We start from the raw sequence: 13436 nt of genomic DNA, 5'->3' as shown, positions 1-13436 counted from the left end.
CGTGCGTCGGCGTCAGCCCAGCTCGGCGTCCTCGTCGCGCTGCAGTGCCTTCGCGAGCGCGATGCCGTACCGGGTCGTGACGAGGATCCGCTCGAACTCGTCATCGCCCTCGAGGTCGATGACGACCCCGGGACGGCCGTTGCGCATCGCCGCGAAGTCGTCGCCGAAGACCGACTTCCACGTGCCGTACGCGAGGCGGCTGGGAACGTGGGTCCCGGGCGAGCGCACCCCGCGCAGCCAGGTGAACGGATCCTCGGTGAGCTGCACCTTCGCGATCCGCGCGCGTTCGACGCGCACGATCTCGGAGCGACGCGCCAACACGCGCTCGAGCGGCGCGAGCTGGATCTCGAGTGTGTCGGTGTCCACGAGCAGCCTGACCATGACACCATCCTGGCACCGACTCAGCTCCGCCGCTCGCGCAGGAGTGCGGTCGCTCGGCACGAGCGGCCCCGAGCCACGCCGCTCCTCGCCTGTCACGCCGGAAACCGCCGTACACCTGCCGCGAAGTGACAGACTATCCAGTGATGACGACGCTGGTTTCCCCCGCTCTCACACGTGCCATCGACCGGGCCGAGCGCGGCGAACGTCTCGGCACCGACGACGCCGAGGCGCTGCTGACCGCGGGCGGGTCAGACCTCGATCGGCTCCTCGAACGCGCGTCCGCGGTGCGCGACGAGGGGCTGCGTGACGCCGGGCGGCCGGGCGTCATCACTTACTCGCGCAAGGTGTTCATCCCGCTGACGACCCTCTGCCGCGACCGCTGCCATTACTGCGTGTTCGTCGACACCCCGGGGCAGTTGCTCGCCCAGCGCAAGCCGGCGTACATGAGCGAGCAGCAGGTGCTCGCCGTCGCGCGTCAGGGCCAGGCGATGGGGTGCAAGGAGGCGCTGCTCACCCTCGGCGATCGTCCCGAGGATCGCTGGCCCGAGGCGCGCGCGTGGCTCGACGCGCACGGCTACTCCTCGACGCTCGACTACGTCGGAGCGATGGCACGGCGCATCCGCGAAGAGACCGGCCTGTTGCCGCACCTGAATCCCGGCGTGATGCACCCCGAGGAGTTGGCGGAGCTGCGCGACGTCGCCCCCTCGATGGGGGTCATGCTCGAGACGACCTCGCGTGCGCTGTTCGAGAACCGCGGCGAGGTGCACTACGGATCCCCCGACAAGGATCCGGCCGTCCGGCTGAAACTGCTCGACGACGCGGGCCGCGCGCGGATCCCGTTCACCACGGGGATCCTCGTGGGCATCGGCGAGACGATTCGCGATCGCGCCGAGTCGATGATCGCGCTGCGTGACGCGCACGAAAAGCACGGGCACCTGCAAGAGATCATCGTGCAGAACTTCCGTGCGAAGCCCCGCACCGCGATGCAGAACGCGCCCGACGCGCAACTGCTCGAGTACGTCGCCGCGGTGGCCGTGATGCGGCTCGTGTTCGGGCCGAAGATGCGGATCCAGGTGCCGCCGAACCTGCAGGATCTCGTAGAGCTCGACCTGCTCGCGCGCGCCGGCGCCGATGACTGGGGCGGGGTGTCACCGCTGACAGCGGATCACGTCAACCCCGAGCGCCCCTGGCCGCACCTCGACGACCTCGCTGACCACACCGCAAAGCTCGGCTTCACGCTCCGCGAGCGGTTGACCGCGCACCCGGAGTTCCGCGGCGACGAGTGGATCTCCCCAGCGCTTCGGGCATCCGTGGATGCGCTCGCGGATCCCACGACCGGCCTCGCCCGTGAGAACACCACACCGCAGGGCGCCAACCCGCGCCCGCGCGCCCGGATCGTCCGCGATTCTCCGGACGTCCCGGACTCCGGCCCCACCCCCATTGGGTCGCCAGAGTTTGCCGCCCCCGGGGGCCGCAACACCGCAAACTCTGGCGACCCATTTGGTGGGGCCGGCGGAGAGAGCGCTGCGGGGGCGACGCGCGGCGGGGACGGCGGCGGTAGCGCGCCCGGCGGGCTGATCGCGGCAGTCATCGAGCGGGCATCGCAGGATCCGAGCGCCGTCGAGGACGACGAGTGGGTCCGACTGCTCACCGCGACCGGCGATGAACTCGACGCCGTCGTGCAGGCCGCCGATGACGTGCGCCGCTACACGGTCGGCGAGGCCGTCAGCATCGTCGACAATCGCAACATCGCCTCGACGCTGTTCGGCTCGGCGGATCCGGGTGGTTACGACCTCGACGAGCTCGCCGCAATGGCGCGCGATGCGACCGACCTCGGGCTCACGGAGATCTGCGTGCAGGGCATGGTGCCCGGCGACGCGAGCGGGTACCTCGACATCGCACGCACGATCTCCCGCGAGGCCCCGGGGGTCCATCTGCACGCCTTCCGCCCGCAGGACGTGGCGGACCTCGCCGATCGCGCGGGGCTCGGCCTATCGGGCGCCCTGACGGCGATGCGCGACGCCGGCGTCGACACGGTGCCGGGCACGGGAGTCAAGATCCTCAGCGAACGTGTACGCGCGCTCGTCGCCCCGGGTGACCTTGAGATCGACCGGTGGATCGAGACGATCACGGCCGCGCACCGCGCCGGATTCTCCTCGACCTCGGTGCTGTTCTACGGGCACGTCGAGACCGCCGCCGAGCGCGTGGCGCACCTGCGCGAGCTCATCCGGATCCAGCGTGAGACCCGTGGCTTCACCGAGTTCGTGCCGATCCCGATTCCGGGGTGGGGGCGCCCCCTCGTCGAGGGGCGGGCGACGATCGACGAGCACCGCGCGATGGTCGCCGTCTCGCGGCTCATGCTGACCGGGATCATCCCCCACATCCAGCTGCCCTGGACCCGGCTCGGGCTCGATCAGACGCGCGAGCTGCTGAACGCGGGCGGCGACGACCTCGGCGGCACGCTGCGCGACGGCCGCGTCGGCCCCCTCAGCGGCGTCGAGGCCGGGCAGGAACTGACCCTCGATGCGGCCCGCGCGCTCGTGAAGCCGCTGTTCCGTCCGCTCCGGCATCGCACCACGACCTACGGCGAGGTCGGATCCGCATGACACTGCGCGTGGATGCCGTCATCGTCGGCGCCGGGTTCGCCGGAATCGCGCAGGCGCTCGCGCTGCGCGAGGCCGGTATCGAGTCGTTCGTCATCCTCGAGCGCGAAGGCCGCATCGGCGGCACGTGGCGCGACAACACGTATCCGGGCATCGCCTGTGACGTGCCGTCGCACCTCTACTCCCTCGCGTCGCATCCCTGGCCTCACTGGACGCGGGCGTTCGCCCCGGGCGGCGAGATCCAGGCGTACCTCGAGCGGATCGTCGCCGACGAGGGCCTCGACCAGCACCTGCTGCTCGGCACGGCACTCACCGACGCCCGCTGGGAGGACGGCGCCTGGCAGCTCTCGATCTCCCGCCCCGTGCAGGAGTCCGGCAGTCGTGCGATCCCGGCGTCCGAATCGGCCGGATCTGGTGACATCGGGGCAGGACTGCCGTCCTCCGGCGGCCGCGAAGTCGTCGCCGACCACCTCGTGCTGGCGGCCGGCCGCCTGACCGAGCCGCAGATCCCCGACATCCGCGGCCTCGGCACGTTCGTCGGGCCCCTGTTCCACTCCTCTCGATGGGATCACGACGCGCTGCCCCACGGCGATCTGGCGGGCCGGCGCATCGCGGTCGTCGGCACCGGAGCCTCGGCGGTGCAGCTCGTCCCCGAACTCGCCCGCCGCGGCGCCGAGGTCACGCTGTTCCAGCGCACGCCGGCGTGGATCGTGCCGCGCGAGGACCACCCCGTCGACACCGCCGACCGCCAGCGACTGACGGACGAACCGGACGCCCTCACGGAGCTGCGCGAGCGCCTCTACGCCGAGGGCGAGGCACGATACGCGTCGCGCTCCGGGGATCCTGATGCCGCGGCCGCCGCACGCGACGTCGCCCTCGCGCACCTCGCGCGGCAGGTGCCGGATCCGGGACTGCGGCGCGCGCTCACCCCCGACTACGCGTTCGGATGCAAGCGCGTGCTGCTCAGCGACGACTTCTATCCCGCGATCGCGAGCGGACGCGTCACGCTCGAGCCGTCGGCGCTCTTCGAGGTGCGCGGATCCACACTGATCGCGGCCTCGGGGCGCACTCTCGACGCCGACGCCCTCGTCCTGGCCACCGGGTTCGCGACGACCCGCCAGCCGTACGCTGGCCTCGTCACGGGCGAACGCGGACAGACGCTCGACGAGCACTGGCGCACCGGCATGACGGCCGTCGCGTCGACGCTCGTGTCCGGCTTCCCCAACCTCTTCGTCGTGAACGGCCCGAACGCGTCGCTCGGCCACAACTCCTCGATCCTCGTGTCGGAGGCGCAGGCGGAGTTCGCCGCCTCGCTCATCGCCGAGCGTCAGTCGGCGCCGTTCGCGTACCCCGCACCGGTGCGGGTCACGGAGGCGGCGGAGCGCGCGTCGACCGACGAAATCGCCCTCCGCGCCGCGACCACCCCCTGGCTGACGGGCGGCTGCAGCAACTGGTACGTTGATGATCGCAGCGGGCGGCTCGCGCTGCTGTGGCCCGGCACGGTCGCCGATTTCCGCGCCCGCCTCGAGCGAGCCCGGTCCGCCCTCACCGAAGGAGTCACGACATGACGGTCCCCTTCCGATTCGGCTACAAGGCCTCCTCCGAACAGTTCGCCCCGCGCGAGCTCGTCGACTACGCGGTCGGCGCTGAGGAGAACGGGTTCGACTCCGCGTTCCTCAGCGACCACTTCCAGCCGTGGATGCACGACGGCGGGCACGCTCCCGCCACCCTGCCGTGGCTCGGCGCCGCGGGCGAGGCCACGAAACGGATCCTGCTGGGTACCTCCGTCCTCACCCCCACTTTCCGCTACCACCCGGGTGTCATCGCGCAGGCCTTCGGCACGCTCGGTCTGCTCTACCCGGGCCGCATGATCCTCGGCGTGGGCACGGGAGAGGCGCTGAACGAGGTCACGCTCGGCCAGAACTGGCCGGACCCGCCCGAGCGCTTCCAGCGGATGAAAGAGGCGATCCTCATGATCCGCGAGCTGTGGCGCGAGGAACGCGTGACGTACGAGGGGAATTACTACACCGTCAACAACGCCACGGTCTATGACCGCCCGGAGCAGGAGGTCCCGATCTACATCGGCGCCTCCGGCCCGGCCGCCACGCGACTGGCCGGGCGCATGGCCGACGGCTGGATCACGACGAGCGGAAAGGCGAACGAGCTCTACACCGACAAGCTCATCCCGGCCTTCGACGAGGGGATCCGCAAGGCCGACCGCAACAAGGACGACGTCGACCGCATGCTCGAGGTGAAGGTGTCATTCCGCCCGGACCGCGACGCGGCGCTCGAGAACACGCGCTTCTGGGCTCCCCTCGCGCTCACTCCGGACGAGAAGATGGGCGTCGACGACCCCGTGGAGATGCAGCGGTTGGCGCAGGAGCTGCCCACCGAACGCGCCGCGAGCCGGTTCATCGTGTCGGACGACCCCGAGGAGCACGTCGCGCAGATCCAGCGCTATCTCGACCTCGGCTTCACGCATCTCGTGTTCCACGACCCGGGCCACGACCAGGAGACCTTCCTCGAACTGTACGGTCGCGAGGTTCTCCCCCGCCTCCGCGCCGCGGTAGCCTGATCACCGCCCCATTCCTCCCCCGAAGGGACCCCATGCTCTGGAGCGTTGTCATCCCGGTGAAGACGACCCAGTCCGGTAAATCCCGGCTGGAGATCTCTGGCGCCGATCGTCCGCAGCTTGCGCTCGCGATCGCGCTCGACACCGTCGCCGCCGCAGCGAGCGCGCAGGCGGTCGGCGAGGTCGTCGTCGTCACGAGCGACGCCGACGTGCAGGCGGGCGTCGAGCAGATCGACGGCGCCACCTGGATCCCGGACCCCGGCATGAGCCTCAACGGCGCGGCTCGTGCCGGCCTGGAACGCGCCTCCCACGAGGCCCGCGCGGTGATGCTTGGCGACCTGCCGGCGCTGACTGCGGCGGATCTCGACGACGCACTCGCACGCGCGACCGGCCAGGAGCGCGCGGTCGTTCCGGATGCCGAAGGGTCCGGATCCGTGCTCGTCACCTGGCGCGTGCCGGGCGCGCACGAGGCGCACTTCGGCACGGACTCGGCAGCGAAGCACGCGGACGCCGGTCATACCGTGTTGGACGTGCCGGCCTCCTCGACCCTGCGACGCGACGTCGACACCGCGGAGCAGCTTGAGGTGGCCGCCGCGCTCGGTCTCGGCCCGCGCACGACCGCGTTGCTGGAAGCAGCTCGCGCGGCATAGCGCCTCGCGCAGGGAGGCGACGATGTCCCCGCACCGCTACACCGTGACTGCGACACCGGTCGGGGCCGCCGTCGCCGTCTTCACGAGCGCGGATCATCTCGTCGCACTCGGCACGGCGGACGATCCGCTCTGGGTCGTCGATTCCGTCGCGCGCGAGCTGCGCGGATCCCTCGAGCCTGCGAACGCCGACGTGGCCGGGCTCGGCGCCCAGTTGGACGAGTACTTCGCCGGATCCCGGCGCGAGTTCGACCTCGAGATCGACTGGAAGCTCGCGAAAGGTTTCCAGCGCGAGGCGCTGCAGTGCGTCGCCGAGATCCCGTACGGCGAGACGGCGAGCTATGGCGAGGTCGCTGAGATGGCCGGGCGTCCGCGTGCCGCACGTGCCGTCGGCACCGCCTGCCGTTTCACACCGATCACCCTCATCGTGCCGGCGCACCGCGTGATCCGCTCCGACGGCACGCTCGGCGAGTACGCCGGCCGCGAGGACATGAAGCGGTTCCTTCTCGCGCTCGAGGGTGCCGACGTGCGCTGAGCGCGCCCCGCTGGCGGTCGCCGGGCCCCGCGCTCACCTCTTCGGCCGTCGGTGCGCGCTCACAGGGCCGGCGGCCCCTGCCGTGCGCGTTCGAGTAGCCACTCGGGCGTGACGGTTCCCGGATCCCACCACGAGTCGATCCACCACGTCGCTCCCGCGTCGGCCGCGGCGCGTGCCTGCTCCGCCGCGATCGCCGGGTCAGCGTCGAGGCGACCCTGGAAGATGATGTCGAAGGGCTCGTCCGTCTCCGCGCGGTGTTCCGCGACCCACGCCGCGAGGGCGGCGATGTCGTCCGGGCTGGCTTCCGCGTCCTCTGGCGAGTCGCCGCGCACCTGCGGCACGATGCCTTCCCACCGCAGCGCACGGTCGAGGCTGCGGCGCGGCGGGCGCTGCGCGTCCCAGACCGCAACGGGCCAGACAGGGATCCGCCCGCCCACCGGTGCGAGCGGGAACTGGAAGTCACCCGTCGTCACGTGCTGCCCCTCGAAGTCGAACACGTCGGTCGACCAAGATCGCTCGAGCCACCCGAGCGTGTCGTCGAGCGTCTCCGCGCGATCGCGCAACGCAGTGGGCTGACCCGCGACCGACGTGAACGCACGGTCGATCGGCACACCGACCCCCACCGGCAGCACGAAGCGCCCGCCCGACAGGTGATCGATCGTCAGTGCCTGTTGCGCGAGCTCCCACGGGCGGCGCCGCGGAACCGCGAACACCATCGCACCCAGTGTGATCCGCTCGGTGACGGCGGCGGCCGCGCCGAGCAGCGCGAACGGATCCCACGTTGCGCCCGCATCGAACTCGCCCGCGTCGAGACTGACGCCGTCCCAGGTGAAGAACCCGTCCCACCCGTTCGCCTCGCACTCGCGTGCGAGCCGCACCTGCTGGGCCGGGCTACCGTAGCTTCCGATGAATCCGAATTTCATGTGGCACACGCTACGGCGGACCTCAGACATTCGAAACGGGTCGATCTCCGTTCCCGCGGCCCTCCCCGCCCCGCGTCAGGCGCGGGCGGCGGCGCGCGACGCGGCGGGCAGTGCCTCGACGATGCGTCCGAGCGCCTCGTCGTCATGCGCGGCGGTGACGAACCACGCTTCGAACACGCTCGGCGGCAGGTGCACGCCCGCGTCGAGCATGGCGTGGAAGAACGGCGTGAAGCGGTGCGCGTCCTGCTGCTTCGCCGATGTGTAGTCGGCGGGCTTGCTGTCACGGAACACGAGGCCGAACAGCGATCCGACCCGCGGGATCGCGTGCGCGACGCCCTCGGCGGCGAGCGCGGCAGACAGCGCCGTGGTCACCTGGTCGGCCGCGCGATCGAGGTGCGCGTACACCTCGGGCGTCGCCCGCTCGAGCGTCGCGAGCCCCGCGGCGACCGAGAGCGGGTTCCCCGAGAGGGTTCCCGCCTGGTAGACGGGCCCGGTCGGTGCGAGCTGCTCCATGACGGCGCGCTTGCCGCCGAGCGCCGCGAGCGGCATCCCGCCGCCGACGACCTTGCCGAACGTGATGATGTCCGGCTCGTAGGGGTGGCCGGCCTCGACCTCGCGCCCCCACTCGCCCGCAGGGTGCACGCGGAAGCCGGTGAGCACCTCGTCGACGATGAGCAGGGATCCGGCGTCGTGCGCGATCTCGGCGAGGGCGGCGTTAAATCCGGCCGGCGGCTCGATGACGCCCATGTTCGCGGGCGCCGCCTCGACGATGATGCCGGCGATGCGCTCGCCGTGCGCGGCGAAGACCTCGCGTACGGCGTCGAGGTCGCCGTAGGGAACCACCAGCGTCGACGCCGCGACCGACGCGGGCACGCCGGCCGTGCCGGGCAGCGCGAGCGTCGCGACGCCGGATCCGGCGGCCGCCAGCAGCCCGTCGGAGTGGCCGTGGTAGTTGCCGTCGAACTTCACGAGCAGGTCGCGGCCGGTGACGCCGCGGGCGAGGCGGATCGCGGTCATGGTCGCCTCAGTACCGGTCGAGACGAGGCGCACCTCCTCGATGGGTGCGAGTCCTCCCGCCTGCACGCGCTCCGCGATGAGCGACGCGAGGCGGACTTCGCCCTCGGTCGGGGCGCCGAACGACAGCCCCTGCGCCGCGGCGGCCTGCACGGCCGCGACGACGTCTGGGTGCGCGTGGCCGAGCAGCGCGGGGCCCCACGTCGCGACGAGGTCGACGTACTCCTGCCCGGCGGCGTCGGTCACGTACGCACCGCGCGCCGACGCGAGGAAGCGCGGCGTGCCGCCGACGGATCCGTATGCGCGGACGGGCGAGTTCACGCCCCCGGGAATGACGCGGCGGGCACGGTCGAAGAGCTCGTCGTTACGGTCCATCCCGCTATTATCTCGCGCTTACGTGTGCTGTTCCTCAGTCGGGCCCTCGTCGAACGGCGACGGGCCGACCTCGTCGAGCACCTCGGCCATCTTCGCGTAGACGCGGTTGCGGTACGCGACGAGTTCGTCGATGCGTGCGGGGTCGATGTCGCGGAACCCGCCGCCGGTCTTCGTGCCCAGCGTTCCCGCCTCGACCAGCTTCGCGAGCATCTCGGGCGTCTGGAACCGGTCCGGGTAGCCGCCGTGCAGCGACTCGTAGCAGAACGCATAGACGTCGAGCCCCGCCATGTCGGCGATGGCGAACGGCCCGAAAAACGGCAGCCGGAACCCGAACGTCGAGCGCGCGATGTTGTCGACGTCTTCGGCGCTCGCGACGCCCTCCTCCACGAGCTTTGTGGCCTCGTCGAAGAGCGCGTACTGCAGCCGGTTCAGCACGAACCCGACCGAGTCCGCCACGCGCGCGACGGTCTTACCGGCGCCGCTGACGAGCGCGCCGGCGACCTCGACCGCGGTCTCGTCGGTCGAGGCGTGAGGGATGATCTCCACGCCAGGGATGAACGGCGCGGGGTTGGAGAAGTGCACGCCGAGGAAGCGCTCGGAATTCACGACCGGCTCCGCGAGCTTCGCGATGGAGATCGTCGATGTGTTGCTGCCGATCACCGCGGTCGCGTTCGCCTCGGACACGCGGCGGAGGGTGTCGTGCTTGATGTCGATGCGCTCCGGAACCGCCTCTTCGATGTAGTCCGCGCCAGCGGCGGCCTCCTCGATCGAGTCCGCCGCGGTGATCCGCTCGGCGATGATCGCCGCCGCACCCGCGCGGAACAGCCCCTGCTCCTCGAATTCCGCGGCCTCGCGGTGCACCCGCTCGGCGTTGGCGCGTGCGACCTCGCCGGAGACGTCCGCCAGCACGACATCGTGCCCCGCCAGGGCGAAGATCTGTGCGATGCCTCCGCCCATGTACCCGCTGCCGATGATCGCGATGTTCGTCATGTCGCACCCTTCATGTGGTCGTCCGGTGTGGCGGCTGCTGCACGCGGCTCGTTCCGGCGGCGTATCCGTCGCGCTTGGGAAGCACGTGGCGGCGCAGGTAGTCCTGGTTGTCGGCGCAGACGCTCAGGCCGTCGCCGCCGTAGTGTTCCGCGCAGATGACGCCCTGGAATCCGTTCTCGATGGCGTACGCGAACGCGCGGCGATAGTCGATGACGCCCTGTCGCATCGGCGTCGGCAGCGCGACGTAGGAATCGCGGGCGACGTCCTCGTCGCGCGCATAGTTCTTCACGTGCCAGAAGTTCGCGTACGGCAGCGTCTTCTCGACGACGTCCCACCACGGCTCGATCGGACGATGCAGGCGCACGAGGTTGCCGATGTCGGGATTGAGGCCGACGTTGTCGAGCCCGATGTCCTGCACGAGCCTGACGGCGGAGTCGGCCGTACCGAGGAAGGTGTCCTCGTACATCTCGAGCGACATGACGATGCCGAGCTCGGCGGCGTGCCGGCCGAGCTCGCGCAGACGGGTGACGGCGAGCTCCCAGTCGGCAGGGTCGTCCTGGTGCCCCTCAACCGTCCAGAACCACAGCTGCTCCTGTTGCCGGGCCGTCAGCGGACGGTGCAGCCCGAACGACACCGTGTCGATGCCGAGCGCGGCCGCCGCGTCGAGCGTGCGGTGGCTGTAGTCGAGGTTCGCCTCGCCCGTGGCTGGATCCGTGACGCTCTGTCGGATCACGGACACCGAGGCAGCCTCGACCCCGGCCTCGCGCGAGACGGCGGCGAAGTCGCGCCGCCCGCCCTCGTCAAGGTCCCCGATCCGCAGCCACGAGTCGGTGAGGTCGACGAGGTTGAAGCCGGCGTCGGCAACCTCGCGGAGGGGCCCCGCCCACGCTTCTGCTCCCGCCTCGGCGACGCTGCGACCGTCGCTCGTGCGGCCCGGGAACGGGAGGGTGGCGGCGGCGATCGGCCAGGTCTGGGCGGTGTACATCGTCAGTCCTTCGCGGTGGGGTGGATGGTGACGGGAGTCTCGAGCACGGGACGGTCGACCTCGCGCACCGCCCCCTCGATCGTGAGCTCGGCAGGGTCGCCGACGTCCGTCAGCGACAGCCCCGCGGTCAGCAGTAGCGCGCCGGGCTCGACAATGCGGCGCCGGGCGAGCCCCGTGAAACTGAAGCGATCGGCGTGCAGTTCGAACGCCACGCGGGCCGTCTCGCCGGGGGCGAGGTCGACGCGGGCATAGCCGACGAGCTGCTGCACCGGTCGCGTGATCTGCGCGACGGGGTCGGCCGCGTACAGTTGCACGACGGTCGCGCCGGGCCGCGATCCGGTGTTGGTGATGGTCGTCTCGGCGGTGACGGTGCCGTCGGTCGCGATCGCGTCGCGGTCGAGCCGCAGCTCGCCGTATGCGAACGACGTGTACGACAGGCCGTGGCCGAACGGGAAGGCCGGGGCGATCGACAGGTTGCTGATCCGGTCGCCGTCCTGTCCGAGGGGTGGCGCGAGGTACGTGTGCGGCAGGGCGCCGTTCGTGCGCGGGATCTGCACGGGCAGGTGCCCGCTCGGGTTCACGGATCCGCTCAGCACGCCCGCGAGAGCGTGCGCACCCTCGACGCCCGGCATGAACGCCTGGACGATCGCTGCGGCGCGGTCGACGTATGCTCCGAGCGCGTATGGTCGCCCCGACATCACGACGAGCACCACGGGACGGCCGGTCGCCAGCAACGCCTCGACGAGGTCGCCCTGCGACCCGGGAAGGTCGAGGCTGGGGGCGTCGGATCCCTCACCCGAGGTGCCCTTGCCGAACATGCCAGCGCGATCGCCCACAACCGCGACGATGAGGTCGCTCTCGGCGGCGTTCGCGGCCGCGCGGGCGATCTCGTCGACGTCGGGTGGGTCCACGAGCGGACACCCGCGCAGGGCCACGACGTCGGCGTCAGGAAGCACGGCGCCGAGGGCCTCGGGGATCGCGCTCGCGTCGAGCCCGAGCCCCAGCTGCGGGTGCCGGGGCAGCACGTGGATCGGGTACGAGTACGCGCCCATCATCGCGCGGGGGTCGTCGGCGCAGGGGCCGACGACCGCGATCCGCGCCGTGTCGGCCGCGAGCGGAAGCGCGCCGGCGCGGTTGTCGAGCAGCACGATCGACTCGTCGGCGAGACGGCGGGCGATTGCGCGGTTGCGCGGGCTGTCGAAGTCGACGTCCTCCGGGCCCCGTGGACGCCAGTCCGCGTCGAGGAGACCCGCGTCGAGCTTCTGCCGCAGGATCCGGCGCGCGGACGTCTCGACGTCGGCCATGGTCTGATCCGGATCCGGGTCGCCCTCGGTGAGCTGGCGGTAGGCGGCGATGTCCGGCAGCTCGACGTCGAGTCCGGCGTGCAGGGCGAGGCGCCCCGCGTCGGCTACGGTCGCCGCGACGCCGTGCTTCGCTTTGAGGAACGCGACGGCCCAGTAGTCGGACACGACGGTGCCGTCGAAGCCCCATTCGCCGCGCAGCAGCTCGGTGAGCAGCCACCGGTCGGCGGCGGCGGGGACGTGGTCGAGCTCGGTGTACGAGTTCATGACGCTCGCGGCGTGCCCGACGCGCACCGCCATCTCGAACGGCGGCAGCACGAGATCGCGCAGCTCGCGCTCGCCCATCGCGACCGGCGCGTGGTTGCGTCCGCCGCGCGAGCTGGCGTGGCCCGCGAAGTGCTTGAGCGTCGCGATGACGCCGTTCTCCTGCAGCCCGCGCACGTAGGCGGTCGCGAGCGTCGACACGACGTACGGATCCTCGCCAAGTGTCTCCTCGACGCGCCCCCACCGATAGTCGGTGACGACGTCCAACACGGGAGACAGCCCCTGGTGCACACCGACAGCCGCCATGTCGGATCCGATCGCGCCGGCCATCTCGCGCACGAGCGCCGGGTCGAACGTCGCCGCCCATGCCATCGGAGCGGGGTAGACGGTCGCGCCGAGGGTCGTGAAGCCCGTGAGGCACTCCTCGTGGACGATCGCCGGGATCCCCAGCCGCGTGTTCTCGATCAGGTACCGCTGCGCGGCCTCGACCTGCGCCATTCCGTCGCGCGGGGCGACCGGGGTCGTGCCGAAGACGCGCGTGAGATGCCCGATGCCGTCGTTCGTCGCCTCTTCGAAGGGCGGCCGCCCCGCCGAGAAGACGTCCTGCATGGGCGCGATGATCTCGGTGGAGTCCCGCCGATCGGCCCAGTAGCCGCCGAGCTGCGCGACTTTCTCGTCGAAGGTCATCTGCGCCAGCAACGCCTCGACCCGTTGGTCCGGATCCGCGGTGGGGTCGCTCCATGCCGGTCGTGCGGCATCGCCGTCGGGGGCATGCGTCATCGTCGACACTCCAGCCTAATTTGGTCTGATAGGCAACAATTATAGCCGCTCCCGGGACCGGTCGGC

At 71.3% G+C, this 13436-nt stretch carries 11 protein-coding genes; 5 read left to right on the top strand and 6 right to left on the bottom strand.

From position 1 onward, the window contains the following. Positions 1–12 precede the first annotated feature (12 nt). Positions 13–381, bottom strand: coding sequence for a hypothetical protein (locus IEW87_RS03500; RefSeq protein WP_188710912.1), 369 nt, complete (start codon positions 379–381; stop codon positions 13–15). Positions 382–524: 143 nt separating this feature from the next. Between IEW87_RS03500 and cofG the strand changes: the two genes are divergently transcribed. The 5 genes from cofG to IEW87_RS03475 are packed head-to-tail and all read left to right on the top strand — an operon-like array spanning position 525 to position 6738. Continuing rightward, positions 525–2987: a 7,8-didemethyl-8-hydroxy-5-deazariboflavin synthase CofG gene (cofG, locus tag IEW87_RS03495; RefSeq protein WP_188710911.1), complete on the top strand. Its 2463-nt coding sequence runs from the start codon at positions 525–527 to the stop codon at positions 2985–2987. Beyond that, positions 2984–4552 (top strand): flavin-containing monooxygenase, encoded by a 1569-nt coding sequence (locus IEW87_RS03490; RefSeq protein WP_188710910.1) that lies wholly within the window; start codon positions 2984–2986, stop codon positions 4550–4552. Before cofG ends, IEW87_RS03490 begins: the two co-directional genes overlap by 4 nt. Then, positions 4549–5559: a glucose-6-phosphate dehydrogenase (coenzyme-F420) gene (gene fgd, locus IEW87_RS03485; protein ID WP_188710909.1), complete on the top strand. Its 1011-nt coding sequence runs from the start codon at positions 4549–4551 to the stop codon at positions 5557–5559. The genes IEW87_RS03490 and fgd overlap by 4 nt, the downstream gene beginning before the upstream one ends. Positions 5560–5591: 32 nt before the next feature. Further along, entirely contained in the window at positions 5592–6206 is a 615-nt protein-coding gene (cofC, locus tag IEW87_RS03480; RefSeq protein WP_188710908.1) for a 2-phospho-L-lactate guanylyltransferase, read from the top strand. 22 nt (positions 6207–6228) lie between these two features. Next, positions 6229–6738 carry a methylated-DNA--[protein]-cysteine S-methyltransferase gene (locus tag IEW87_RS03475; RefSeq protein WP_188710907.1) on the top strand — a complete coding sequence of 170 codons (510 nt, stop codon included), beginning with the start codon at positions 6229–6231 and terminating at the stop codon, positions 6736–6738. Positions 6739–6797: 59 nt separating this feature from the next. On the opposite strand, the gene IEW87_RS03470 is transcribed toward IEW87_RS03475, so the two are convergent. The 5 genes from IEW87_RS03470 to IEW87_RS03450 all read right to left on the bottom strand — a co-directional run bounded on the left by IEW87_RS03470 (position 6798) and on the right by IEW87_RS03450 (position 13370). Further along, positions 6798–7661, bottom strand: coding sequence for an LLM class flavin-dependent oxidoreductase (locus IEW87_RS03470; protein WP_188710906.1), 864 nt, complete (start codon positions 7659–7661; stop codon positions 6798–6800). A 75-nt stretch (positions 7662–7736) separates the two neighbouring features. After that, positions 7737–9050, bottom strand: a complete 1314-nt coding sequence (gene hemL / locus IEW87_RS03465; RefSeq protein ID WP_188710905.1) for a glutamate-1-semialdehyde 2,1-aminomutase — start codon at positions 9048–9050, stop codon at positions 7737–7739. Positions 9051–9068: 18 nt separating this feature from the next. After that, positions 9069–10040, bottom strand: a complete 972-nt coding sequence (locus tag IEW87_RS03460) for a 3-hydroxyacyl-CoA dehydrogenase family protein (protein WP_188710904.1) — start codon at positions 10038–10040, stop codon at positions 9069–9071. A 10-nt stretch (positions 10041–10050) separates the two neighbouring features. Beyond that, positions 10051–11025, bottom strand: coding sequence for a sugar phosphate isomerase/epimerase family protein (locus tag IEW87_RS03455; RefSeq protein WP_188710903.1), 975 nt, complete (start codon positions 11023–11025; stop codon positions 10051–10053). A gap of 2 nt (positions 11026–11027) precedes the next feature. After that, entirely contained in the window at positions 11028–13370 is a 2343-nt protein-coding gene (locus IEW87_RS03450) for a glycoside hydrolase family 3 N-terminal domain-containing protein (protein WP_188710902.1), read from the bottom strand. Positions 13371–13436 lie beyond the last annotated feature (66 nt).

The organism is Microbacterium faecale, assembly GCF_014640975.1.
Lineage (GTDB): Bacteria > Actinomycetota > Actinomycetes > Actinomycetales > Microbacteriaceae > Microbacterium > Microbacterium faecale.
This window is presented reverse-complemented; position numbering and strand designations above follow the sequence as displayed.

Bases quoted from the DNA above. Each gene is read 5' to 3' on its own strand.
- IEW87_RS03500 (WP_188710912.1), bottom strand. From the start codon at position 381: ATGGTCAGGCTGCTCGTGGACACCGACACACTCGAGATCCAGCTCGCG.
- cofG (WP_188710911.1), top strand. From the start codon at position 525: ATGACGACGCTGGTTTCCCCCGCTCTCACACGTGCCATCGACCGGGCC.
- IEW87_RS03490 (WP_188710910.1), top strand. From the start codon at position 2,984: ATGACACTGCGCGTGGATGCCGTCATCGTCGGCGCCGGGTTCGCCGGA.
- fgd (WP_188710909.1), top strand. From the start codon at position 4,549: ATGACGGTCCCCTTCCGATTCGGCTACAAGGCCTCCTCCGAACAGTTC.
- cofC (WP_188710908.1), top strand. From the start codon at position 5,592: ATGCTCTGGAGCGTTGTCATCCCGGTGAAGACGACCCAGTCCGGTAAA.
- IEW87_RS03475 (WP_188710907.1), top strand. From the start codon at position 6,229: ATGTCCCCGCACCGCTACACCGTGACTGCGACACCGGTCGGGGCCGCC.
- IEW87_RS03470 (WP_188710906.1), bottom strand. From the start codon at position 7,661: ATGAAATTCGGATTCATCGGAAGCTACGGTAGCCCGGCCCAGCAGGTG.
- hemL (WP_188710905.1), bottom strand. From the start codon at position 9,050: ATGGACCGTAACGACGAGCTCTTCGACCGTGCCCGCCGCGTCATTCCC.
- IEW87_RS03460 (WP_188710904.1), bottom strand. From the start codon at position 10,040: ATGACGAACATCGCGATCATCGGCAGCGGGTACATGGGCGGAGGCATC.
- IEW87_RS03455 (WP_188710903.1), bottom strand. From the start codon at position 11,025: ATGTACACCGCCCAGACCTGGCCGATCGCCGCCGCCACCCTCCCGTTC.
- IEW87_RS03450 (WP_188710902.1), bottom strand. From the start codon at position 13,370: ATGACGCATGCCCCCGACGGCGATGCCGCACGACCGGCATGGAGCGAC.